This window comes from Streptomyces sp. NPDC021356 (genome assembly GCF_040641015.1).
Taxonomy (GTDB): domain Bacteria; phylum Actinomycetota; class Actinomycetes; order Streptomycetales; family Streptomycetaceae; genus Streptomyces.
In genome coordinates this window covers 315,796-338,711 of record NZ_JBFACU010000003.1, presented here as the reverse complement: position 1 = coordinate 338,711, position 22,916 = coordinate 315,796, and the positions used below count along the sequence as shown (strand labels likewise).

20 protein-coding genes and 2 pseudogenes are annotated in these 22,916 nt (G+C 73.8%); 8 read left to right on the top strand and 14 right to left on the bottom strand.

The annotated features are described in order from the left end of the window. Window positions 1-53: 53 nt before the first annotated feature. Complete coding sequence (locus AB0G56_RS05555; protein ID WP_360964050.1) at window positions 54-494, bottom strand: SSI family serine proteinase inhibitor; 441 nt, start codon at window positions 492-494, stop codon at window positions 54-56. 224 nt (window positions 495-718) lie between these two features. Continuing rightward, window positions 719-1,270, bottom strand: a complete 552-nt coding sequence (locus tag AB0G56_RS05550) for a DUF1707 and FHA domain-containing protein (protein ID WP_360964047.1) — start codon at window positions 1,268-1,270, stop codon at window positions 719-721. A 171-nt stretch (window positions 1,271-1,441) separates the two neighbouring features. On the opposite strand from AB0G56_RS05550, the gene treZ reads away from it, so the two are divergent. Next, on the top strand, window positions 1,442-3,196 hold the full coding sequence (gene treZ, locus AB0G56_RS05545; protein ID WP_360964044.1) for a malto-oligosyltrehalose trehalohydrolase: 1,755 nt from the start codon (window positions 1,442-1,444) through the stop codon (window positions 3,194-3,196). A gap of 15 nt (window positions 3,197-3,211) precedes the next feature. On the opposite strand, the gene AB0G56_RS05540 is transcribed toward treZ, so the two are convergent. After that, window positions 3,212-4,234, bottom strand: a complete 1,023-nt coding sequence (locus AB0G56_RS05540) for an aminoglycoside phosphotransferase family protein (RefSeq protein WP_360964041.1) — start codon at window positions 4,232-4,234, stop codon at window positions 3,212-3,214. 45 nt (window positions 4,235-4,279) lie between these two features. Next, window positions 4,280-5,407 (bottom strand): aminopeptidase P family protein, encoded by a 1,128-nt coding sequence (locus AB0G56_RS05535; RefSeq protein ID WP_360964038.1) that lies wholly within the window; start codon window positions 5,405-5,407, stop codon window positions 4,280-4,282. A gap of 248 nt (window positions 5,408-5,655) precedes the next feature. On the opposite strand from AB0G56_RS05535, the pseudogene AB0G56_RS05530 reads away from it, so the two are divergent. After that, window positions 5,656-6,416 (top strand): annotated as a pseudogene (locus AB0G56_RS05530) (metallophosphoesterase). Here AB0G56_RS05530 and AB0G56_RS05525 read toward each other — a convergent pair. Both AB0G56_RS05525 and cyc2 read right to left on the bottom strand, forming a co-directional pair. Further along, window positions 6,409-7,035, bottom strand: a complete 627-nt coding sequence (locus AB0G56_RS05525) for a PDZ domain-containing protein (protein WP_360964036.1) — start codon at window positions 7,033-7,035, stop codon at window positions 6,409-6,411. The pseudogene AB0G56_RS05530 and the gene AB0G56_RS05525 sit on opposite strands and share 8 nt — an antisense overlap. A 215-nt stretch (window positions 7,036-7,250) precedes the next feature. Continuing rightward, entirely contained in the window at window positions 7,251-9,413 is a 2,163-nt protein-coding gene (gene cyc2 / locus AB0G56_RS05520; protein ID WP_360964033.1) for a germacradienol/geosmin synthase Cyc2, read from the bottom strand. Between the two features lie 208 nt (window positions 9,414-9,621). Here cyc2 and AB0G56_RS05515 point away from each other — a divergent pair. Then, window positions 9,622-10,260 (top strand): annotated as a pseudogene (locus AB0G56_RS05515) (phosphatase PAP2 family protein); the annotation flags it as partial. Between the two features lie 42 nt (window positions 10,261-10,302). Here AB0G56_RS05515 and AB0G56_RS05510 read toward each other — a convergent pair. The 3 genes from AB0G56_RS05510 to AB0G56_RS05500 form a co-directional block, all read right to left on the bottom strand. Further along, window positions 10,303-10,983, bottom strand: a complete 681-nt coding sequence (locus AB0G56_RS05510; RefSeq protein ID WP_360964030.1) for a response regulator transcription factor — start codon at window positions 10,981-10,983, stop codon at window positions 10,303-10,305. A gap of 7 nt (window positions 10,984-10,990) precedes the next feature. After that, window positions 10,991-11,293 (bottom strand): hypothetical protein, encoded by a 303-nt coding sequence (locus AB0G56_RS05505; RefSeq protein ID WP_360964027.1) that lies wholly within the window; start codon window positions 11,291-11,293, stop codon window positions 10,991-10,993. Between the two features lie 432 nt (window positions 11,294-11,725). Beyond that, window positions 11,726-12,388 carry a ScbR family autoregulator-binding transcription factor gene (locus tag AB0G56_RS05500; RefSeq protein ID WP_360964025.1) on the bottom strand — a complete coding sequence of 221 codons (663 nt, stop codon included), beginning with the start codon at window positions 12,386-12,388 and terminating at the stop codon, window positions 11,726-11,728. Window positions 12,389-12,661: 273 nt separating this feature from the next. On the opposite strand from AB0G56_RS05500, the gene AB0G56_RS05495 reads away from it, so the two are divergent. Beyond that, window positions 12,662-13,117 (top strand): TerB family tellurite resistance protein, encoded by a 456-nt coding sequence (locus AB0G56_RS05495; protein ID WP_360964263.1) that lies wholly within the window; start codon window positions 12,662-12,664, stop codon window positions 13,115-13,117. A gap of 49 nt (window positions 13,118-13,166) precedes the next feature. Here AB0G56_RS05495 and AB0G56_RS05490 read toward each other — a convergent pair whose 3' ends face one another. Both AB0G56_RS05490 and AB0G56_RS05485 read right to left on the bottom strand, forming a co-directional pair. Further along, window positions 13,167-14,738, bottom strand: a complete 1,572-nt coding sequence (locus tag AB0G56_RS05490; RefSeq protein ID WP_360964022.1) for an aromatic amino acid lyase — start codon at window positions 14,736-14,738, stop codon at window positions 13,167-13,169. 27 nt (window positions 14,739-14,765) lie between these two features. Further along, window positions 14,766-15,728, bottom strand: coding sequence for an ABC transporter substrate-binding protein (locus AB0G56_RS05485; RefSeq protein ID WP_360964019.1), 963 nt, complete (start codon window positions 15,726-15,728; stop codon window positions 14,766-14,768). Between the two features lie 336 nt (window positions 15,729-16,064). Here AB0G56_RS05485 and AB0G56_RS05480 point away from each other — a divergent pair, with 336 nt between their 5' ends. From AB0G56_RS05480 to AB0G56_RS05465, 4 genes are read left to right on the top strand one after another with little or no spacing between them, the layout of a single operon-like run. Beyond that, window positions 16,065-18,701 (top strand): ATP-binding protein, encoded by a 2,637-nt coding sequence (locus tag AB0G56_RS05480; RefSeq protein WP_360964016.1) that lies wholly within the window; start codon window positions 16,065-16,067, stop codon window positions 18,699-18,701. Continuing rightward, entirely contained in the window at window positions 18,698-19,174 is a 477-nt protein-coding gene (locus AB0G56_RS05475) for a roadblock/LC7 domain-containing protein (RefSeq protein WP_360964014.1), read from the top strand. Before AB0G56_RS05480 ends, AB0G56_RS05475 begins: the two co-directional genes overlap by 4 nt. 35 nt (window positions 19,175-19,209) lie before the next feature. Then, window positions 19,210-19,626 (top strand): DUF742 domain-containing protein, encoded by a 417-nt coding sequence (locus AB0G56_RS05470; protein ID WP_360964011.1) that lies wholly within the window; start codon window positions 19,210-19,212, stop codon window positions 19,624-19,626. After that, a complete protein-coding gene (locus AB0G56_RS05465; protein WP_360964008.1) occupies window positions 19,613-20,221 on the top strand; it encodes an ATP/GTP-binding protein in 609 nt (202 codons plus the stop codon). The genes AB0G56_RS05470 and AB0G56_RS05465 overlap by 14 nt, the downstream gene beginning before the upstream one ends. Window positions 20,222-20,361: 140 nt before the next feature. Here the strand turns inward: AB0G56_RS05465 and AB0G56_RS05460 are convergent, their stop codons facing one another. The 3 genes from AB0G56_RS05460 to AB0G56_RS05450 are packed head-to-tail and all read right to left on the bottom strand — an operon-like array spanning window position 20,362 to window position 22,912. Then, a complete protein-coding gene (locus tag AB0G56_RS05460) occupies window positions 20,362-21,030 on the bottom strand; it encodes an ABC transporter permease subunit (protein ID WP_360964005.1) in 669 nt (222 codons plus the stop codon). Continuing rightward, on the bottom strand, window positions 21,027-21,743 hold the full coding sequence (locus AB0G56_RS05455; protein ID WP_360964002.1) for an ABC transporter permease subunit: 717 nt from the start codon (window positions 21,741-21,743) through the stop codon (window positions 21,027-21,029). Before AB0G56_RS05455 ends, AB0G56_RS05460 begins: the two co-directional genes overlap by 4 nt. Continuing rightward, window positions 21,740-22,912, bottom strand: coding sequence for an ABC transporter ATP-binding protein (locus AB0G56_RS05450; protein WP_360963999.1), 1,173 nt, complete (start codon window positions 22,910-22,912; stop codon window positions 21,740-21,742). The genes AB0G56_RS05455 and AB0G56_RS05450 overlap by 4 nt, the downstream gene beginning before the upstream one ends. Window positions 22,913-22,916 lie beyond the last annotated feature (4 nt).

Genomic DNA, 22,916 nt, shown 5'->3' with positions numbered 1-22,916 from the left:
GCCCCCCGCACGGCCGTCGCCTGCTCGTGTCCGGCCCCGCCGGTGCGCGGTCCTCACCCGTCCAGCGCGAACACGCCCCCCGTCCGGGCGTTCATCTCGCACGCGTTGGCGAAGGTCTCCGTGTAGTCGACCGCGCGTCCCTGCCACTCGCCGCGCGCCTGGACGGTCACGGGGGCGTAGATCATCGAGCAGAACACCTCCTTGCGCGGGATGCCGCGGATGTCGCCGCGCGCCGTGCGCAGCTCGGCGCAGGCCTCGGCCGCGCGGGAGTGGCCGTGGGGCGGGTCGCACAGCAGGAGGGTGCCGCGGGTGTCGCCGCCCGAACGGGTGTCGCCGTGGGTGACGGTGACGTACAGCCAGTCGCTGCGGTCGGCGTGCCGGAGGGACGACTGGGCCGCCTGGGCCGGGACCGCCCCCGCGAGGAGCAGGGCCGCGGTGGCCGGCAGGCCGCGGCGCAGCCACCGGCTCGCCGCCTTGGTGATGGAGTGGGTCATGGCCGGTGTATCGGCACCCCGGCGCGGGGACCGCAGTCCGGCTCACCCGAACGGGAGCGGCGCCGCGCGGCCTCCCGCCCGTCCGGACGCCTCAGAACGTCTCGGTGCGTCCCAGTGCGCCTCGGTGACCCGCAGCGCCTCAGTGCGCCTCGGTGACCCGCAGCGCCTCGGTGACCCTCAGCCCCTCGGTGCGTCTCCGTGCGCCTCGGTGCGTCCGGTGCGCCTCAGTGCGCCGAGAGCCGGTAGGCCACCTGCCCGAAGCCGATCTGGTCGCCCTCGCGGACGACGGCCGCGCCGGTCACGCGCCGGCCGTTGACGGTCGTGCCGTTGGTCGAGCCCAGGTCGCGCAGGATCCACAGGCCGCCCTGGTGGACCAGCTCGGCGTGGGCACGGGAGACCGTCTCGTGGTTCAGCCTGAGGCCGCTCGCCGGGTCGCGGCCTATGCGCAGCGGACGGCCGCTGCCCGGGTGCGGCAGCAGCAGCTTGGGCAGCCGCTCGGCCTGCCAGGCCCGGCGGAGCCGTACGGAGAAGCCGGAGACGGCCTCGACCGTGCCGAACACCATGCGGGCCAGGCGGCCCTCGGCGGACAGGTCCGAGGTGAGCACGGCGAGTTCGTCCGGGCGGCGGGCGGCCAGCGCGAGTTCCATGCGCCGCAGGAACGTGTCGTGCGAGAGCCGGCCCGCCGCGACGCCGTCGCGCAGCACCTTCAGCGCCCGGTCGCGCTCCGTGTCGGACAGCCGCGCGGGGTACGGGTGGAACTCGAAGGACGACGTCACGCTGCTGATTGTCGGACACCCGATGCGGGGTGTCCAGAAAACGGGAAGGCGGCTCAGGGCGTGCGGACCTCACGACACCCGCCGCAAAAGGGTGGTTTCAAAAGCGGATTGATCTCCTATGGAGGACCATGGAGGACGCCATCACGGTGAGCAGACGAAGGGGAACCGTCCGTGCATTTCGAGGTGTGGGCACCGCAGGCCGGCCGTGTGACACTCCAGTGCGACGGCGCCACGCGCGCGCTGGAGCGTGATCCGGAGCGCCCGGGATGGTGGAGCGGTGAGGCCGGGGCGCGGGACGGCTCGCGCTACGGCTTCGCCCTGGACGACGGCCCCGTGCTGCCCGATCCGCGGTCGCGGCGGCAGCCGGACGGCCCGGACGGGCTGAGCGCCGTCGTCGACCACGGGCGCCACGCGTGGCGTGCCGCCGGGTGGGCCGGGCGCCCCCTGCCCGGCGCGGTGCTCTACGAGCTGCACGTCGGCACGTACACGCGCGAGGGGACGTTCGACGCGGCGGCGGCGCGCCTGGAGCACCTGGTCGAACTCGGCGTCACGCACGTGGAGTTGATGCCGGTGTGCCCGTTCCCCGGCCGGCACGGCTGGGGGTACGACGGGGTGTCGCTGTGGGCGGTGCACGAGCCGTACGGCGGCCCGGAGGGGCTGAAGCGCTTCGTCGACCGGGCGCACGAGCTGGGTCTGGGCGTGGTCCTGGACGTGGTGCACAACCACCTGGGCCCCTCGGGCAACTACCTGCCCCGGTTCGGCCCGTACTTCACCGACACCCACCACACGCCCTGGGGCTCGGCGGTCAACCTGGACGCGCCCGGCTCCGACGAGGTCCGGGACTTCCTCGTGGGCAGCGCGGTGGCCTGGCTGCGCGACTACCGGCTCGACGGGCTGCGCCTGGACGCGGTGCACGCGCTGGTGGACACGCGCGCGCGCCACTTCCTGGAGGAGCTGTCCGCGGCCGTGGACGCCCTCTCCGCCGACCTCGGCCGCCCGCTGTTCCTCGTCGCCGAGTCGGACCTGAACGACCCGCGGCTGATCACCCCGCGCGCGGAGCACGGCCTCGGGCTGCACGCGCAGTGGAGCGACGACTTCCACCACGCCCTGCACACGGCCGTGACCGGCGAGACCCAGGGCTACTACGCCGACTTCGGGCGGGCCCCGCTCGCCGCGGTCGCCAAGACGCTCACCGGCGGCTACTTCCACGACGGGACGTACTCCAGCTTCCGGGGCCGCCACCACGGCCGCCCGCTGGACCGCACCCGCGTGGCCGGTCACCGGCTGCTCGGCTACGGCCAGACCCACGACCAGATCGGCAACCGGGCCCAGGGCGACCGGCTGTCCACCCTGCTGGCGGACGCTCCCGGGCTGCTGGCGTGCGCGGCCACCCTCACGCTGACCGCGCCGTTCACGCCGATGCTGTTCATGGGCGAGGAGTGGGCGGCCGGCACGCCGTGGCAGTTCTTCACCGACCACACCGACCCGGAACTGGCGGAGGCGGTGCGCCGGGGCCGGCGGCGGGAGTTCGGGGCGCACGGCTGGGCGGAGGAGGACGTTCCGGACCCGCAGGACCCGGCGACCCGGGACCGTTCCTGCCTGGACTGGTCCGAGCCGGAACGCGAGCCGCACGCGCGCGTCCTGGCCTGGTACCGGCGGCTGATCGCGCTGCGCCACCGGCTGCCCGACCTCACCGACCCCGATCTCGCCGCCACCCGGGTCGCCTACGACGAGGAGGGGCGCTGGCTGGCCTTCCGGCGCGGGGACGTGCGGGTGGCCGTGAACCTCGGCACCGAGCCCGCGGCGATCCCGCTGGGAGCCCGGCCGACCCGGGTGCTCGCCGCCTGGGAGCCGGTCGAGGCGCCCGACGAGGACGGCCTGCTGCGCCTGCCCGGCCGCTCGTGCGTGGTCCTGGCGCAGAGCTGAGCGCACCGCCCTCGGTCAGGGTGCGGCGTCGTCCCCGCCCTCCTCGCCGTCCCCACCGTCCCCGCCGTCAGTGCCGCCCCCGCCGTCAGTGCCATCAGTGCCGTCCTCGCGGAACTCCGTGACCCGCTCCAGGAGGATCGCCTCCCAGGCGTGGCGCAACTGGGTCCGCAGGAGCGGCAGCGGGCTGTCGTCGCGGCCCTCCAGACGGGCGGCGAGACGGATCACGGTGTCGCAGCGGGCCAGCCACAGGCCGCGCAGGCACGGGCGGGCCCCGTACCCGGCGAGGGTGGCGGCGCGTACGGCGGCGGGTGAGCCGACGGCCAGGGCGAGGCCCGCGATGTCCTCGGCGGGGTCGCCCACCGCCGCGTCGGTCCAGTCCAGAACGCCGCGGACCCGGCCGTCGGCGGCGACCACCAGGTGCTCACCCTTGAGATCGTGGTGGACGAGGACCGCGGTGCCCGGCTGTGCGGCCAGTTGGGCGGCGGCGGGCGGAGCGAGCTGGTGCAGGCGCGCGGCCTCGAACTCGTCGGCCCGGCCGAGGGCCTCGGCGCAGTGCACGGCCATCCGGCGCAGCGCCTCCAGTGAGCGGGGCGCGGTGCGCGGCACACCGAGCGTCTCGGCCTGCCGGACGGGCACCGCGCGCAGCCCGGTGAGCAGCCCGGCCAGGTCGTCCTCGCCGAGGGCGGAGACATCGTGCTCGTCAGCGGTGCCGCCGGGGATCCTGGTGTCCAGCGTGTACGTCAGTCCGGGCGCCCAGTCGCCGTGCGCGACGCTCGCGGGGACGGCCACCGGCAGGTGCGGGCGGGCGAGGTCGCGCAGGCGCAGTTCGCGGCGCTGGCGCAGGGAGGTCTCGCGGTCGGGGGCGAGCCGCAGCACGTGGCGGGTGCCGACCCACCAGGTGGAGTGCTCGCCGCCCTCCGCGACGGGCCGGACCTCCGCTGCGCCGGGTGCTGCGGCCCGGCTCTCCGGACTGTCCCGGAGCAGGGTGCGGACCAGCCGGCGGACGGTGTCCGCGGTGGGTGTCGGTGCCTGGGTCATCGTCGCGCCGTGTCGTTCGGGTCGTGGGTGGGGGCCGCCGTTGGGTCAGTCCACTATGACCATCTCCCGGGTCGTGTCGTTGAGGCGGCGGCCCCCGTCGCCGGTGACCGTCACGATGTCCTCGATCCGCACGCCGAAGCGGCCGGGCAGGTAGATGCCGGGTTCCACGGAGAAGCACATGCCGGGCACGAGGGGCTGCTCCTCCCCCTCGATCATGTACGGCGGCTCGTGGGTGGTGACGCCGATGCCGTGCCCGGTGCGGTGGATGAAGTACTCGCCGTAGCCGGCCCCGGCGATGACCGCGCGGGCGGCGCGGTCGACCTCCTGGCAGGCGGCGCCCGGACGCACGGCGCGGAAGCCGGCCTCCTGCGCCTCGCGCACGATGTCGTGCACCCGGCGCTCCTCGTCCGTGGGTTCGCCGACGTGGACGGTGCGGGTGGTGTCGGAGCCGTAGCCGTCCTTGAGCCCGCCGAAGTCGAGGACGACCATGTCGCCGCGCTCGATGACCCGGTCGCCCATCTCGTGGTGCGGGTCGGCGCCGTTGGGGCCGGAGCCGACGATGGTGAAGTCCACCTGGGAGTGGCCGAAGCGCCGCAGCAGGGCGGCGAGGTCGGCACCGACCTCGCTCTCGCGCCGCCCGGCGAAGCGGACGCTGCGGATCTCCTCGAAGGCCTGGTCGGCGGCGGCTCCCGCGGCGGCCAGCAGGGCGAGTTCGGCGGGGTCCTTGACGGCGCGGAGCATCGGCAGCGCCTCGGTCAGGGAGGCGTAGGAGGTGCCGGGCAGGGTCCGCTGGAGGCCGAGCAGGTGCATGGCCCACGCGTTGTCGCTGATGCCGAACCGGCCGCGGTCGTCGAGGAGGGCGGCCGTGAGGGCGTAGGGGTCCTTGCCGTCGGTCCAGTCGCGCAGGGTCAGTGCGGGGGCGCCGGTGGCGCGCGCGGCGTCGGGGGCCTCCAGCGTGGGCACGACGAGGACCGGGTCCTGTCCGGGGGTCAGGACCAGCAGGGTGAGCCGTTCGGTGGTGGCGGGCGGCGCGTAGCCGGTGAGCCATACGAGGTCCGGTCCCGGGGCCACGAGGAGCCCCGCGAGTTCGGCGTCGGCCGCCGCCCGTGCGGCGCGGGCCATCCGGGCCCGGTAGTCGTCGGCGGTGAAGGGCGCGGGCGCGGTGCCGGTCATCCGGGCCTCCGTGTGCGGCTGAAGGGACGGTGAGGGACGAGCAGTGACCACGGGCAGCATCCTGCCCGCGCGGAGGAGGCCGCGCGAGCCGGTCGGCGGGACCGTGTCACGTCACCATCCTCGCCGCTGGGAGGCCCGGCGGACCACTGGTTTGCGAGATCCACGCTAATGGATGGGGGTTGATCAACCATTAGATCTCGTGGTGGGATCGCCTCTGTCCATGAGTCGGCCGACAGGAGGGGTACGCCGTGCTCGTCATCGCACACATCAGCGATCTGCATCTGGACGGCACCGCGCGGGCGACGGAACGCGCCACGCGGGTGCGCGACGCGCTGTGGGAGCTGCCGGGGCGGGTGGACGCGCTGCTGGTGACCGGCGACATCGCCGACCACGGCGCGGAGGCCGAGTACGAGGAGGCCGCCGCGCTGCTGGGGCTGTCCGGCGAAGCCGCGCCGTTCCCGGTGCTCACCTGCCCCGGCAACCACGACGGCCGCGCCGCCTACCGCAAGGCGCTGCTGGGCGGTGCGCCGACCACGGAACCCGTCAACTCCGTGCAGGCGTTCGACGACGCGGCGGTGCGGTGCTCATGTGCGACTCCAGCGTCCCCGGCAGCGACGAGGGCGCGCTGGAGGAGGAGACGTACCGCTGGATCGAGGAGACGCTCGACGACCTCGGCGACGACCGGCCGGCCCTGCTGGCCTTCCACCATCCTCCGGTCGCCCTGCACCACCCCCTGCCCGACCGCTACCGCCTGCGCGACCCGCGCCGCCTGGCCGCCCTGCTGCGGCGGCGCCCGGCGATCGCCGGGCTGATCACGGGGCACGCCCACACGCCGGCCGCGACGTCGTTCGCCGGGCGCCCGCTGGTCGTCGGCCCCGGGGTCACCTGGACGCTGCGGCTGCCCTGGGAGGGCGAGGCCGCGGCCGACCGGGAGGCCCCGCCCGGGCTCGCCTTCCACGTGCTGGACGACGAGGGCCGGCTGACGAGCCACTTCCGCGTCGTCACGTGACGACGCCCGGCGTGACGTCCAGCTGCTGGTAGCCGCCGCTGCGGTGCCGTACGGTCAGGGCCACCTCATGGCCCGGGCGGGCCCCGGCCACCGCGCGCGCGAGGTCCGCCGCCGAGTCGATCCGCGTCCTGCCGAACACGAGCAGGACATCGCCGCGGACCAGACCGGCCGCATAACCGGGGCCCGGTACGTGCACGCCGACGACCCGCGCGCCGGGCCCGTCGTCGTCCACCGCCTCCACCCCGAGGGTCGGCCCCACCGGCGCGGCGGCCGCGGCCGGGCCCCCGCCCGCCGGGGCGGGCCGCGGCGACGGCGCCCGCCCGGCTGCCGCCGCCTCACCGGCTGCAGCAGTCACACCCGACACGCCGGCCACACCCGCCGCGCCCGCCAGTCGCTGCGCCTCGGTGAGCCTGCTCAGGCCGATGACCGTGGCGCCCACCGCCCCCAGGCCGACGCCCGCCAGCAGCAGGACCAGGCCCGCCAGCAGGCCGCACAGCGCGGCCGGCCACCGGCGCCCCCGCCCGCTCCCGGTCCGCGGACCGCCGGCACGCTCGCGCGGGGCGGTCCCGCCGGACTCCCCGCCGGGCAGCGGCTTGGGACGCAACGCAGTCTGTTCCATCGTTCTCCTTCGGCCTGCTCCGGCCTCCGGCTGGTGACTACCCGGCGCCCGCGCCCACCACGAGCCACGAACGAGTGAGACTGAAGTCGCCGGCGGCTGTCAGGTTCCCCCGCATGAGCGATCACCTCCTGCTGGCTGCTGCGAGATCGTCATGGACCAGGGCGCGCTGCGGCGCCCCGGCGCCCCGCAGCAGCCGGACCGCCCCCGGCGCCCGCTCAGCCGACGGGCAGCGCGGGTGCCGGGGGGCGGTCCGGGAGGAAGGCGTGGGCGCGGCGGGCCAGCCAATCGGCCTTGTAGCGGTTCACCTCGCTGTGCCAGTGCAGGATGCCGGCCATCCAGTTCTGCAGGTCGGCGACGTACCCGTGCACGGCCGCGCGGGCCTGCCGGGACAGCTCGAAGTCATCGAAGACGACGGGCAGTTCGTGGGCGACCACGTGTTCGAACTGGCGCATGCGCTGGGTCATCAGGTCGTGCACCACGTCGAGCGCGGCGGGATAGCCGATGCCGAAGAAGTGCTGCACGACCAGGATCGCGTTGTGGATCTCGCCCTCGTACTCGATCTCCTTCTGGTAGGAGAAGACGTCGTTGAGCAGGCAGGCGTAGTCGACGGCCGCGTTCTCCAGGGAGCGGACCGGCCCGCTGCGGTAGACCTCGGGCGGGATCGACGGGCCGCAGCCCATCCGGCACAGGCTGAGGGTGAGGTCGGAGCCGAAGGTGGCACGCCTCATCTCCAGGTAGTCGACGGGGTCTGGCACGCGGTTCTGCAACTGGTTGGACAGCTCCCACAACCAGCTCTCGGTCATCGAGTCGACCGCGTGCTTCAGGGTGCGCCGCTGGCCGGGGGTCATCTCGGCGGTGGTCCGCGCCCACAGGTCGGTCAGGCCGCGCTCCATGGCGTCGAGCGGGACGACGGCCTCCTCGCCGTCGACGGGCATGCACGCCGACAGGCGGGCCGTGGTCGTCCGGGCGGCGGCGAGGTCACGGCGGTGGCCGTAGACCAGCGGGTAGTAGTCGTCGCCGTACGTGCCCCAGGCGAGCCACTGCGCGCTCAGGTCGAGCGCCTCGGGGGTCGCGTCCGGGTCGATCCCCGCCGAGCACAGGGCGAGGTCGTAGGCGGCGAGCTTGTCCTCGTCCCAGACGCCTTCCGTGAGGATGCCCGTGCGGTGGCACCAGTCGGCGAGCCGCAGCCGGGAGCGGTCCAGGTGCGGACTCAGCTCCAGCCGGTAGGGCATGTACAGGTCGGGGATGCGGGAGGGGCCGACCTTCTCGTACGGGACGTGGGTGTACGCGCGCAGGCGTTCGGCGCCGGCCGCGGCGAGCAGGGCGCCCACGTCGACGGCCGCGGTGCCGGGTCCGGACGGGGGCTGCCAGGGGCTGGTCGGGCGCGCCCGTGCGTTCATGTACCGGCTGGAGCGCAGGTGCCACTCGTGACCGCCCGACTGCCAGTCCTGGAGGCCCTTGGTGTACGCCGCCACCGCCGCGACCTGGTCGGGGGTGAGGCCGTTGTCCGCGGCCACGGCGGGCACCTCGGTGAGCGCGGTGTGCTCGAACTGGTGCAGGCGTGAGGTGAGGACGGCGTTGACGGTGTCGGCGGCCTCCTGGGTGGTGCAGCCGAAGAAGGTCTCCAGGACCAGCACGCCGTTGCTCAGTTCGCCCTCGTCCTCCACCTCCCGCTGGTAGGAGAACAGGTCGTTGCGCAGGTGCACGGCGTCGGAGAACGTCTCCATCAGCACCCTGAGCGGCCTGGACCCGGCGATCGAGGCGGGCACTTCGGCGGTGGCGTACTCCACGAGCCCCGCCGACCAGGGGGCGCCGCCGACCTTGCGGCGCATCTCGATGTACTCGACGGGGTTGGCGATCCGCCCCTCGTTGATGTTGGACAGCTCCCACAGGGACTCGTTCAGCAGGTGCTCGGTGGCCACCGCGAACCGGCGCCGCCAGTCGGCCGACATCGACGGCACCGTACGCGCCCACAGGTCGGCCAGGCCCGCCTCCACGGGGTTCTCCGGCTCGGGGACGGGGGCGGCGGGGTCGAGCGGCATGAACAGGGGCAACCGGTCCAGGTAGGCCTTGCCGCCGGCCCGGTCCTGGCTGCGCTTGAACGTCTCCAGGAAGTGGTCGTCGAAGAAGAAGACCCACACGTACCAGTCGGTGATCAGGGAGAGGGCGGGTCCGTCGCAGTCGGGGTGGGTGTAGGCGCACAGCAGTCCGTAGTCGTGCGCGTCCAGGTCGGACTGCTCCCAGACCCCGGAGCCCTCCAGCATGCCCATGTCGCGCGCCCATTGCGTCGAATGGGCGCGCGCCTCGTCGAGGTGCGGGTTCAGCCGTGCGGGATACGGCATGTAGAAGTACGGGAGTTCGAAGGGCTGCTGCGTCATGGCCGGGCCCTACCCGGGAGGTTCAGGAGCCATCCTCCGGCGGCCATCCCATCACACCATCGCGTGAATCACCGCCGAACCCGCCCCACGGGCGGCCCCGGTGGCGCGGAACGAAGGCACCGCCGTGGTCAACCCCGACGATCGTCAGGGGTGGGCGTTGCCGTTGGGCCCGGGTGCCCGGCGGTTTTCGCCTCTACGGTCGGACCTCATGGAACGAGAACCACGAAAGAAGGCCGGGGCCGGTCGGCCGGTCGGCGCGGCGGCCGTCGTGGCCGCGGGTGCGGGAGTCGTCACGTGGCTGTCCCCCGGCGGGCTGGGCGAGGCCGGCCCCATCGAGGTCACGGGTGGGGCTTCGGCGTCCGTGTACCGGTCGGTGACCGGGGCGGTGGCGGATGCCCCGTCGTGGCTGGACTCCCTCCTGGAAGCGGCCACCGACGGCACGCTCGTGCTGCTCGGGTTGCTGCTGCTCTGGACGGGGTGGACGGCGGTCCGCCGCGGCGACCCGCGCGTGGTCGCCGGTTCCGTACTGACCGGCCTCGGCACCGTCGCGGCCTACGCGGTGAGCGAAGCGGTGAAGGTCGTGGTGGACGAGGAGCGTCCGTGCCGCGCGCTGGGCTCGGCCGCCGAACCCGTCGCCCAGTGCCCCGCGGCGGGGGACTGGTCGTTCCCGAGCAACCACTCCACCCTGGCCGTCGGGCTGGCCGTCGGGCTGGCCGTGCTGCGGCCCCGCCTCGCCGTGCTCGCCCTGCCCCTGGCCGCGGCCGCCGCGTTCCTGCGCGTGCTGGTGGGCGTCCACTACCCGCACGACGTGCTCGCCGGCGCGACGCTCGGCTGCGCTGTCGTGGCGGCGGTGCTCCTCGCCTTCCTGCCCCTGGCCCAGGGAGCGGCGTCACGGCTGCGAGGGCTGCGGCGGGATGATCCCGGCCTCATGGGCCACGACCGCGGCAGCGGCGCGGTTGTCGACGCCCAGTCTCGCCAGGATGGAGCTCACGTGGGCCTTGACCGTCCCCTCCACCACGTGGAGGCGCCGGGCGATCTGACCGTTGGACAGGCCGCTTCCGAGAAAGGCCAGTACCTCCCTTTCCCGAGTGGTGAGGGCGTCGACCCGGCGGCGGGCGGCGGAGCGCCGACCGGCCAGGGTACCCGCGCCCGTCGCGGCGAGGTGCGCGATGACCCGGGCCGCGACTTTCGGTGACAGGTAGGCGGCGCCTTCGGCCACCGCACGCACTCCGCTGATCAGCTCCCCGGGGTCGCCCGACTTGATCAGGAAGCCTGCCGCGCCACTGCCGAGCGCCTTGAGGATGTAGTCGTCCTCGCCGAAGGTCGTCAGCATGACGATCCCCGTGGCCGGCACCGTGTCCCGGATCTCCGCGGCGGCGTCGATGCCGCCCAGCCCGGGCATGCGGATGTCGAGCACGGCCACCGCGGGACGATGGCGCCGGACCAGTTCCACGGCGTCGCGCCCGTCGACGGCCTCGGCGACGACCTCGATGTCCGGGTCGGTGGCGAGGACGGCGCGTACCCCCGCGCGGATCATCGGCTCGTCATCGGCGATCAGCACCCGGATCATCGGCCGCTCACGGGGTGATCGTGCCCAGGGACACCAGGGTGCCCTTCCGGAAGCAGAGTCGGTAGGCGTCGCCCGACCGGGCGTCGAACCGGTCGGCCGTCATCGCGTAGTACTCGCACGTGGCGCCGTCTCCCGTCGGCTCGGCGCTCAGCGGTCGGCAGTTCGTCTGCCGGTCCGGCAGGGAACGCGCCGCCTCGGAACGATCTTGCCCCCCACGCAGCCTGGCGTAGTCGCCCGCATCGAGGACGGACCGGGACGCGGACAGCATTTCCCAGCCCACGACGGCCCCGCTCGGCAACGCCCCCGACACGAGGGGCACCATGACCGCGGCGACCGACCACCACCGTCACGAAGCGGCCGGCCGGCGGGAGCCAGGCGGGGACGACGGACAGGGCCGCGACGCCGGCCGCGAGAACGGCGGCCAGGGCGAGCGCCGTCGGCGCCGTCCGTCGGGGCCGGTGGCCCGCCAGGAACGCGGCCACGGCGGTCGGGACGGCCCACCACGGGTTCAGCATGCTCAGAGCGGCGGCCGCCGCGGTGGCCGCGGTGAGCACGGCCCCGGGAACAGGTACCCGCCGCGGGAAGGTGGTTGCGGTCACCGTCCCGCCGTTGATGATTGCGCTGTCCACGGGGACGACGGTACGGACCTCCGACGCCGTTCGACCACTGCCGAAAGTCCAGTCCGCGCCGGTGGTGACCGGCGGACCACGCCGCCGCGCGGCGCGGTCCGCCACGGCCGCCGTCAGCGGGCCGGCGGACCGGCGGGCCCGGCCTCGCGTTCCAGTTGTGCGGCGAGGCCCAGATAGCGCGGCCGCCGGGGCAGCGGCACCAGGCCCCGGATCAGCAGGTGCCACATCTCGGTCGTCCTGCGCGGCAGCCGTGCCACCGGTTCCAGCGGCCGGCCCGTGACGCGGGTGCCGACGAAGAAGGAGACCAGGGAGCGCGCGGCGGCATGGACGTCGACGTCGGGGTGCACGTCGGCTTCCTTGACCGCACCGAGGAGCCGGGTGGTGGCGATCTCCAGCCACTCGGTGAAGGGGTGCCGCAGCGGAGGCCGTACCTCGACGCCGCCCGTGGCCAGCCGGAACCCCGCGCGGACGACCGGCCCTTCCACGGACAACCGGGTGAACGCGAACGTGATGCGCATCAGCGCTTCCAGCGACGGGCAGTCCCGCTCCTCCACCTCGCCCGTCACCTGGCGCACAGCCCTGGCCTGCAACTCCATGATGGCGTGGGCGAGATCCTCCTTGGCCGCGAAGTGGAAGTACAGGGCGCCCTTGGTGACCTGCGCGTGCTCGACGATGTCGCTGAGGCTGGTCCGTTCGTAGCCGTTCCGGTCGAACAGGTCGGCAGCCGCCGTGATGATCGTCGAGCGCGTCTGCTCGGCACGCAACTGCCTCGGCATGGCCAGAACACTCCAGGTGTAACGAACGGGGCATGCTGTTTGTTTCTTGTTCGCCTCCACGATAGCCCACGCGTCCTGGCCCTCACCAGGGCGTGAGCGGGGTCGATTTACTCCGAATCTTCGGCTGAATAGCCATCAAAGCCGGGCGAAAGCTGGGCACTTGAAAACCGGTCAGGCGGTTTATTTCAACTGCCCCGGGCGCGGAACTTATCCGGCTCCCCGCTAGTTTCTACGGTGCTGTAGATCTGAACCATCCGACGCTTGGAGAACACCATGGCCCTGTGGGACCGCATCAAGGATTCCGCGACGCAGATGCAGACCCAGCTGGCGGCGAAGAAGAACGACCTGAAGAGCGGCGCCTTCCGCGACGCGAGCATGGCGATGTGCGCCCTCGTGGCCGCCGCCGACGGCACCGTGGATCCGTCGGAGCGCCGGCGCGTCGCGCAGCTGATCGCCACCAACGAGGTCCTGCAGAACTTCCCCGCGGACGACCTGCGCCGCCGCTTCGAGGAGAACCTGGACAAGCTGACCGCCGACTTCGACTTCGGCAAGGTGAGCGTGCTCCAGGAGATCGCCAAGGCGAAGAAGAAGCCGGCGGAGGCGCGTGCCGTCGTCCAGATCGGCATCGTGATCGGCGGCGCGGACGGCGACTTCGACAAGACCGAGCAGGCCGTGGTCCGCGAGGCCTGCTACGCCCTGGACCTGCCGCCGCACGAGTTCGACCTCTGAGGCCCGCCCCCGGCGCCGCCGCGCCGCCCGCCGTCACCCGCCTTCGCGCTCACAACTCGGCCAGTACCGGCAGGAGTTCGCCCGCGGTGGCGACGTCCGCCGTCAACGGGCGGTCCTCGGTGCCCGCGGGCAGCGCGGCGGCGGCCACGGCGAAGGCCGCGGCACACGGCGGCTCGGCGCGCAGCCGCAGCGCCCGCACGGCGACGACCAGTTCGCAGGCCAGTACGGTCGCGTAGGCGTCCACCGCGCGCAGGGTCTGGCGGGCCGCCTGGGAGGCGAAGCTGGCGGCCTCCTCCAGGCCGTGGGAGAGCACCGCGTGGCCGGTCGAGGCGGGCGTGGCGCAGGTCCGCAGCTCGGCGAGGGCGGAGTGGGCGGTGTACTCCAGGATCATCGTGCCGGAGCTGCCGGCCGGTCCGCGGGCGAGGAAGGCGGGCAGGCCGGTGAGGTCCGGGCGGCCGAGCGCGGCGAGGCGGGCGGCGGACAGCTGGGCGGTCTGGAGCACGGCGAGGCCGAGGGCGTCCAGGGCGAGGCCGAGCGGCGCCGCGTAGAAGCCGCCGTGGTGGTAGGCCGCCGTGCCGTCGGGCCCGATGAGCGGGTTCTCCGAGGGGCAGTTGACCTCCGCCTCGACGATGTGCCGCAGCGCGTTTGCCGCGTCCAGGGCGGGGCCGTGCGCCTGCGGGAAGGCCCGGAAGCCGAAAGGGTCCTGGATCCGGTGCTCGCCGGGGCCGTGCGGCCGGCCGGGCGCGCCGAGCAGCCGCCGTACCTCCGCGGCGGCGCGGGCGACGCCCGGGTAGGGGCGCAGCGCGTGGACCTCGGCCGCGTACGCCTCCAGGGAACCGCAGACGGCGGCGAGCGACAGGGCCGCCACGGCGTGAGCGGCCCGCAGCAGCACGTCGAGGCCGTGGCAGCCGAGCGCGGCCTGGCCGAGGGTGAGGGCGTTGCTGCTGAGCAGCGCGAGCGCGTCGCCGGGCCGCGGGACGACGGGGGCGGGCAGCGCGGGGACGGCGGTGTCCGTGGCGCGGTCCTGCCCGCCGCGGCCGGGCGGGTGGCCGTACGGCAGGGTGGCGGGGGACGGTCCGGCGCCCGCCGGGGCGCCGCTCAGCCAGGGGCGTTCGCCGATGAGGGTCAGGCCCGTCTGGGCCAGGGCCGTCAGGTCTCCGGTGCCTAGGCCGCCGTACTCGTTGACGGCCGGGTGGACGCCGAGCCGCAGGGCCTCGGTGAGGGCGGTGACGAAGGCGGGCTGGATGCCGGAACCGCCGGCGAGGAGCTGGTTGGCGCGGATCGCCAGCATCGCCCGTACCTGGCGGGCCGGGAGCACCGCGCCCGCCCCGCCCGCGTGGCTGCGCAGCAGCCGCAGGCCGTGCTCGGTCTCCTCTCCGCTGTCCACCGTCACCGAGCGGTGCGCGCCGACGCCGGTGCCCCGCCCGTAGAGCCTGCCGCCGGCGGCGAGCCGCCCGGCCGCCCGCCAGGAGCGGTGCGCCCGGGCCAGCGCGGCGGCCGGTACGACGGGTTCGGCCGCGGCGTCGGCCAGGCGGACCACGCCGGGCAGCGAGAGGCGGCGGCCGTCCAGCGCGACGCGGGTGTCCCCCGCGTCCCGGGGCGCCCGCGTCGTGCCGTTCACCGCTGTGTCCTCGCGGGGGCCGGGGGGTCAGACGAGACCGGCCGACTTCAGCCAGGCCGTGGCGACGTCCAGCGGGTCCTTGTTCTGCGACTGCACCTGGGTGTCCAGGTCCAGCAGCGTGGCCGTGTCCAGCTTGGCGGAGAGCGCGTCGAGCGCGTCGGTGCCCTTCTGGTCGAGTCCGCCCTTGTGGACGAGCGGCTGGACGTTCTCGAACCCGAAGAGGTTCTTCGGGTCCTGGAGGACGACGAACTTCTCCTTGGCGATGGCCGGGTCCGTGGTGAAGACGTCCGCCGCCTGCACGGTGTCCTTCTTCAGCGCCGCCTGGGTCAGCGGGCCGCCCGCGTCCAGCGCCTTGAAGGACTTGAACTCCAGCCCGTAGAGCGACTTGAGGCCCAGCAGGCCCTGCTGGCGGGTCTGGAACTCCGGCGAGGCGCCGATGACCATGTCCTTCGCGGCGTCCTTGAGGTCCGCGATGGAGGACTTGTCCGTCAGGTCGTACTTCTTCGCCGTCGCGGCGTTGACGGTGACCGAGTCCTTGTTCTGCGCGGGCGAGGGTTCCAGCACCGTCAGCTTGGGGTCGAGCTTGGCGCCGATGGCGGCCGTGGTGGCGGCGACCGTCTTGGGGGCGGCGTTCTTGTCGAGGTAGGCCAGCAACGCGCCGTTGTACTCGGGCAGGACGGTCACGGAGCCGTTCTTGAGCAGGCCGTACGTGGTCTCGCGGCTGCCAATGTTGTGCTTGTAGGTGACCTTGACGCCCTTCGCCTTCAGTGCTTCGCCGTAGATGTCGGCCAGCAGGATGCTCTCGGCGAAGTTGTTGGAGCCGACGACCACGCTGTCGCCGCTCGCCTTGCCGCCCGCCAGCGGGTCGCTGCCGGACTTGTCGTCGGAGGACGAACACCCGGCGACGAGGGCGACGGTGGCGGCGAGGGCGACGGCGGCCACGCCGGCGTGCCTCGTGCTGGACCTGGTGCTCTTCGCGTAAGAAGTCACAATTCTCGTTCCGGGTCGGGAAGTCGTGGGGGCGTGTCGTGGACAAGGGAGCGCGGCATACGGGGCGCCGCACTTTACTGATCCAATCCAGCCACTTCTTGATCAGTCAAGTGCGGCCAGGTCACCGATTGGCTTCGATCCCGGACCGCTTGTGAAGTGCAAGCGATTGCTTCGTAACGCATTCTTGATGGGACGGGCCGAACGCCGCTTCGAAGAGGCGGTACATTTCACGAAGTTGACATTGGTCACAGCGGTGTACGGGGGCCGCTCCGGTGTCGTCGCGCATCATCGCCGTCACGATCGTCCCGGGTGGAGACACCCTTCGAAGGAGGCCCGGTGTCCACGAACGAGGTGGACGCGCCCCCACGGCAGGCCCCACCGCCCCGGGCCGGTGGCATCCGGGGATTCGCCGACCGGTGGCCCTTCCGGCGCAAACTCAACGTCCTGGTCGGCGTCCCGCTCGCCGTGGTCGGCCTGCTGCTCGCCTACCTGATCGCGGGCCAGGTCGGCCAGGCCAGGGACGCGGCGGACGCGGCCCGGCTGGTACGGGACAGCGCCCAGGTCGCGGCCCTGGTCGACCGGGTGGAGGCCGAGCACCAGCAGGCCGTCCTGCTCTCCGTGCGCTACGAGGCCCAGGGCATCGGCGCCCGGCCCTCGACCACCGCCTACCGCAGGGCGCAGGGCGCGGTCGACGCGCAGGTCGCGGCGGTACGGCAGGCGTTCGGCGACCGGCTGCCGGGCACCGAGGCACAGGCCCTCAGGGAGATCGAGGGCCTCACCAGCCTGCGCGGCACCGTGGAAGAGGGCTACCTGCCCGCCGACAACATCGACCCGGCCTACACGGGCGCCTCGAAGAACCTGATCGACGGCCTCGGACTCGACCGGAACGCGGCGCTCGCGGCCACCTTCACCGGCAACCTGCTGGACTCCCTGCTGCGCGCGGACGCCGCGCACAGCTCCTTCGAGACGAGCGTGTTCTCGGCGACGACCGGCGACACCAACGCGCTCATCGAGTTCACCGGCGCCGTCGGCTCGCACGAGCTGTACACCTACCAGGCCGACCGCTTCTCCCGGTTCGCCACCGTGGCGCAGGCCGACCGGCTCGCGGAGGTGGAGCACACCGCCGCGCAGCGCCGGATCACCGAGGCGTACGCCGAACTGCAGATCGACCCGAGCAGTCTCCAGGCGAACTCCCCGGACCGGATCCGCCGCGCCTTCCAGGACGCGCTGGGCGACTACCCCTCCTACCCCGAACAGGCCGCCTCCCGCCTGGAGATCGCCTCCTCGCTCATCGACGAGATCGCCGACACGGCGGACGACGCCTCGACGGACGCGTGGTGGCGGGCCGCCGGGCTGCTGGCCGCCGCCCTGCTCGGCTTCCTCTTCTGGCTCGGCTTCTCGGTGGCCGTGCGCCGCTCGGTGGTCCGGCCGGTGCAGGCGCTCACCGGGGCCGCGCAGGAGGTCTCCGCGGCCACCGGGCGGGAACTCGCCCGGGTCGCCGACGACGACTCCGACGACACCGGGCCCCCGCGCCTCAAGGACGTGCCCGTCACCGCGCGCGACGAGATCGGCGACCTGGCGGCGGCCTTCAACCAGGTGCAGACCACGGCCGCCGCGCTGCTGGAGCGCCAGGTGCTCAGCCGCCGCAACGTCGCCGAGATGTTCGGCAACGTCGGCCGCCGCGTCAGCAACCTCACCACCCGCCAGCTCGCGCTGATCGACGCGGTCGAGCGCGGTGAGACCGACCCCGCCCTGCTCGAACGTCTCTACTCCATCGACCACATCGCCGTGCGTCTGCGCCGCAACGCCGACAGCCTGATGCTGCTGGCCGGCATCCGCGAGGCCGTCCTGGACTCCGTCCCCACCGCGCTGACCAACGTGGTCCGGGCCGCACTCGGCCAGATCGAGGGCTACCAGCGGGTGCGGCTGTACGCCGGGACCGAGATCATGGTCGCGCCGGACATCGTCGGCGACCTGACGCTGATGGTGGCCGAACTCCTGGAGAACGCGGTGTCGTTCTCCCCGGCGGGCAGCCCCGTCGAGGTGACCGTGCGGTCCGGCGCCGAGGGCGCGTCGATCGCGGTCACCGACCACGGGCTCGGCATGAGCGCCGAGCGCCTGGCCGAGGAGAACGCCCGCCTGATCCACCGCGAACGCCTCGACGTGGTGCCGACGAAGGTGCTCGGCCTCTTCGTGGTGGGCACGCTGGCCCGGCGCTGGGAGGTCGGGGTCGCCCTCACCCGCACCCCGGGCGGCGGTGTCACGGCGGAGGTCACGATCCCGCCCGCGCTGCTGCTGGCCACCGGTTCACTGAGCACCGGTTCACTGACCGCCGGCGGCAGCTCGGCGGAGCCGGCCGGCAGCGAGGTCACGGCCGGCGCCACGGACGCCCCGGCCGCCACCGGTGCCGGGGAGGTCACCGGGCCGAGGCCCTCGGGCGCCGTGGTGCCGGAATCCGCCCCCGGCGGCGACGAGCCCGGTTCGCTCCCCCGCCGCCTCCCCCGGCGCGACACGGCCCCCGCCGCGTCCGGCGGGGAGGCGACGGCGGACCGGGAGCCGGCCGCCGACCGGCCCGCGGCGCGGGCCCCGTTCATTCCCCGGGCCCGCAAGGAGACCATTCCGGCACAGGCGGCGTCCGGCCGGCCGGCGCCGGGCCAGGAGGAGCCCGGCGGGACGGCGGTCGCCCGTCCCCTGCGCCGGCGCGTGCGCGGCGCGACCCTGCGCGCCGCCGACGGCCCCGCCCCGGGCGCCCGCGAGGACGTACGGCCCGCCGACGCCGACGCCGTACGGTCCGCGCTGGAGGAGTTCGAGGCCGCGGTGGAACGCGCCCACCGCGACACCGCCGCCGGCCACCGCCCCGACGCCCCGTCCCCGACCGCCTCCGCCGAGCCCGGCCCCACCGCCCCCGCCGACACCGGCGACACCCCCGAAAAGCACCACCAGAACGACCTCCCGGAAGGAGCCGAGCAGTGAGCACGTCGACAGGTGACACTCCGACGGGAGGCACCCCGCCGACCGATCTGCAGGCCGCCGCAGCCGACTTCACCTGGCTGCTCAACCGCTTCGCGACGGAGACCGCCGGTGTCGTCGACGCCATCGCCGTCTCCTCCGACGGACTGCTCATCGCGGTGTCGCAGCTGCGCGAGCACGCCGACTCCGAGCGGCTGGCCGCCATCGTCTCCGGCATCACCAGCCTGGCCGCCGGCGCCTCCGGCAACTACCGCCTGGGCGCCCTCAACAAGGTCATCATCGACCTGGAGGGCGGCCACGTCCTGGTGTCCGCGATCGGCAGCGGCGCGGTGCTCGGCGTGGTCACCGACAAGGAGGCCAAGCTCGGCAACATCGCCTACGAGATGACGCTGTTCGCCAACCGGGCCGGTGCCGCGCTCAGCCCGCAGCTCGTCCTCGAACTGAAGAACAGCGTCGGCGCCGCGTCGGCGCGCTGAGCGGTCACCGCCGGCCGAGGAAGGAAGAAGACCCCATGGCGGACGGCTCCCCGCCCCCGGGAGGAGACCCGGTGGGCCCCGCCCCCGCCGTGCGGCCGTTCCTGGTCACGGCCGGCCGGGTGGCGCCCACCGCCGCCGGCCGTCCGGTGCCCGTGGAGACCCAGGTGGTGGCCACCGCCGCCGGGCTCGCGGCGCTGGACGACCTCTCCTTCGAGCAGCACGACATCATCGCCGCCTGCCGCCTGCCGCAGTCGGTCGCGGAACTCGCGGCCCGGCTGCGGCTGCACCTCAACGTGGTGCGGGTCCTCGCCGAGGACCTGCGCGCCGAGGGGCGGCTGACGGTGCACGTGCCCGACTCCGGCGCCACCCACGACGCCTCCGTCCTGCGCAGGGTTATCGATGGCCTGCGGGCCATCCCCGACTCCCGGGGAGTACTCCGTGACACCGACTGAACAACTCGCCCGCGGCACCGCCGCGTCGGCCGGGCCGAGCGCCGTACGACCGCCGCTTCCGGTGAAGATGGTGATCGCGGGCGGTTTCGGCGTGGGGAAGACCACCGCGGTCGGCTCCATCTCCGAGATCGAGCCGCTGACCACCGAGGCGGCCATCACCGAGGTCGCCGCCGGCGTGGACGACCTCACGCACACCCCGCGCAAGACCACCACCACGGTCGCCATGGACTTCGGCTGCATCACGATCGACCCGACGCTGAAGCTGTACCTGTTCGGCACGCCCGGTCAGGAGCGGTTCGGCTTCATGTGGGACGACATCGTGGAGGGCGCGGTCGGCGGCCTCGTCATCGTCGACACCCGGCGCCTGGACGACTGCTACGCGGCCGTCGACTACTTCGAGCACCGGCAGATCCCGTTCGCGGTGGCGCTCAACGCCTTCGACGGCCAGGTGGAGCACCCCTTGGAGGAGGTCCGCTGGGCGCTCGACGTGTCCGAACACGTCCCGGTGGTCGTCTTCGACGCCCGTGAGCGCGGCTCGGTGCGCGACGCGCTGCTCGTCGTACTGGAACTGGCGCTGGCTCGGACCGAGGCCTGAGGGCGGCGCGAGCGCGGCCCGAGGCCTGAGGGCGGCGCGAGCGCGGCCCGAGGCCTGAGGGCGGCGCGAGCGCGGACGGGCCGCGACCGGGAGGGCCGCGGTTGTCGCCGCACCCCCGGGCCGCGGCCCGTCCGCCCGCGTCACACGCCGCGCCGCACGCCCCGTGACACCGCGAGCCGTGCCGCGGCCCAGAACAGGACGAGCGTGGCGAGCGCCAGCGCGGCCACCAGGGTGGCGCCGCCCACCACCTTCTCGTAGTTGCGCTGGTAGAGGCCGTCGATGACGTAGCGGCCGAGGCCGCCGATGCCGACGTAGGCGGCGATGGTCGCCGTGGAGACGATCTGGATGGCGCCCGAGCGCAGGCCGCTGAGGATCAGCGGGAGTGCCACGGGCAGTTCGACCTGGAAGAGGATCCGCGACTCCTGCATGCCCATGCCCCGCGCCGCGTCCACCGGCGACGGGTCGACGGAGCGCATCGACTCGTAGGTGGTCACCAGGATCGGCGGGACGGCGAGCACGACCAGCGGGACCATGACCGGGACCAGGCCGAAACCGACCAGCATGGTCATCAGCACCAGCAGGCCGAAACTGGGCAGCGCCCGCCCGGCGGTGGCCAGGAACGCCAGGACGTTGCCGCCGCGCCCGTAGTGCCCGGTGACCAGGCCGACCGGCAGCCCGATGGCCGCGGCGATCGCGAGCGCGATCAGGCAGTAGCGCAGGTGCTCGACCAGGCGGGTGGGGATGCCGTCGTAGCCGTGCCAGTGGGCGCTGTCGCTGAAGAAGGCGTTGACGAAGTGCAGTACGTTCACCGGACGGCGTCCTCCAGTACGGACGCGGCCGGCTCCGGCCGGTCCTCGGCGGCTCCGGGCCCGCGGCGGCGGGTGCCGCGCGGCATCCACGGGGTCAGCAGGAACCGTACGCCGACCAGCGCGGCGTCGACCAGGATGGCCAGGACGGCGGTGGTGACCACGGAGTTCACCGCCAGCTCGGGCCGGTGGTAGATGTTCGCGTCGTTGAGGAGGTTCCCGAGCGCCCCCTGGTTGCCGATGAGCATGCCGACGCTGACCAGGGAGATGCTCGACACCGTGGCCACGCGCAGACCGGCGAGGATGGCGGGCACGGCGATGGGCAACTGCACCTGGAAGTAACGCCGTACGGGGCCGAGCCCCATGGCGGTGGCGGCGGCCAGCGTCTCCTGCGGCACCGCGCGGACGCCGTCGACGATGGCCGGGACGAGCACGACCAGGCTGTAGACGGCGAGCGGGATCATGACGGTCAGCTCGGTCTGGCCGGTGTAGTCGATGAGGAAGACGATGAAGGCCAGGGACGGGACGGCGTAGAGCACCGTCGTCAGGCCCAGCACCGGCGGGTACAGCCAGCGCAGGCGCACGCACAGCTGGGCGATCGGCAGGGAGACGACGAGGCCCGCCAGGACCGGCAGCAGCGCCTCGCGCAGGTGCAGGCCGATCAGGCCGAACCAGCTGTGCTGGAGGTCGCTCGGGAGGTCGAAGAAGCGGTTCATCGGGCGGCCTTGGCGTCCGCGCCGGCTTGCGCGCCGGCGTCCGCGCGCCCTTCGGCGTCCGGACGGCCCCCCGCGTGCGCGGCGCGGATGGCCGCGCCGATGGTCTGCTGCGAGACCACGCCGACCGCCCGGCCGGTGCCGTCCACGCCGACCGCCCAGCCGGTCGGCGAGAGCACGGCGCAGTCGAGGGCGGCGCGCAGGGACTCCTCGCCCCGCACGAAGGGCCGCCCGTGGGGCAGCAGCCGGGCGGGGTCGATCCGTCCGGCCGTCAGGTCGTGCGGCTCGCTCCAGCCGAGGGGGCGGCCGTCGAGGCCGGTGACGAGGAGGTAGGGCACGTCGGCTGCGGTGCGGGCGGCGATCTGCTCGGCGGTGGCGTCGACGGCGACGATCGGCGAGGTCAGCAGCTCCAGTTCCGCGGTGCCGAAGAAGGACAGCCTGCGGATGCCGCGGTCGGTGCCGAGGAAGTCCTCGACGAAGGCGTCGGCGGGATGGGTCAGCAGCTCGGCGGGCGGGGCGAACTGGGCGAGCCGGCCGCCGGTGCGCAGCACCGCGACCATGGTGCCCAGCTTGATGGCCTCGTCGATGTCGTGGGTGACGAAGACGATGGTCTTGCCCAGCTCGCCCTGGATGCGCAGCAGTTCCTCCTGGAGGCCCTTGCGCACCACCGGGTCCACGGCGGAGAACGGCTCGTCCATCAGCAGCACCGGCGGATCGGCGGCGAGCGCCCGCGCCACGCCGACGCGCTGCTGCTGGCCGCCCGAGAGCTGGTAGGGGTACCGCTTGGCGAGGGCGGCGTCGAGGCCGACGCGCTCCATCAACTCCACCGCGCGCGCCCGGGACTTCTGCTTGCTCCAGCCCAGCAGCCTGGGGACGGTGGCGATGTTGTCGACGATGGTGCGGTGCTGGAAGAGCCCGGCGTTCTGGATGACGTAACCCATGGACCGGCGCAGGGTGTTGACGGGCTGTTCCTTGATGTCGGCGCCGTCGAGGAGGATGCGGCCCTCGCTCGGCTCCACCATCCGGTTGATCATGCGCAGGGTGGTGGTCTTGCCGCACCCGGACGGTCCGACGAGGACGGTGATCGAACGGTCCGGTATCTCCAGCGAGAGCCGGTCGACCGCCACCGTGCCGTCCGGGTACCGCTTGGTGACTGAATCCATGCGTATCAAAACG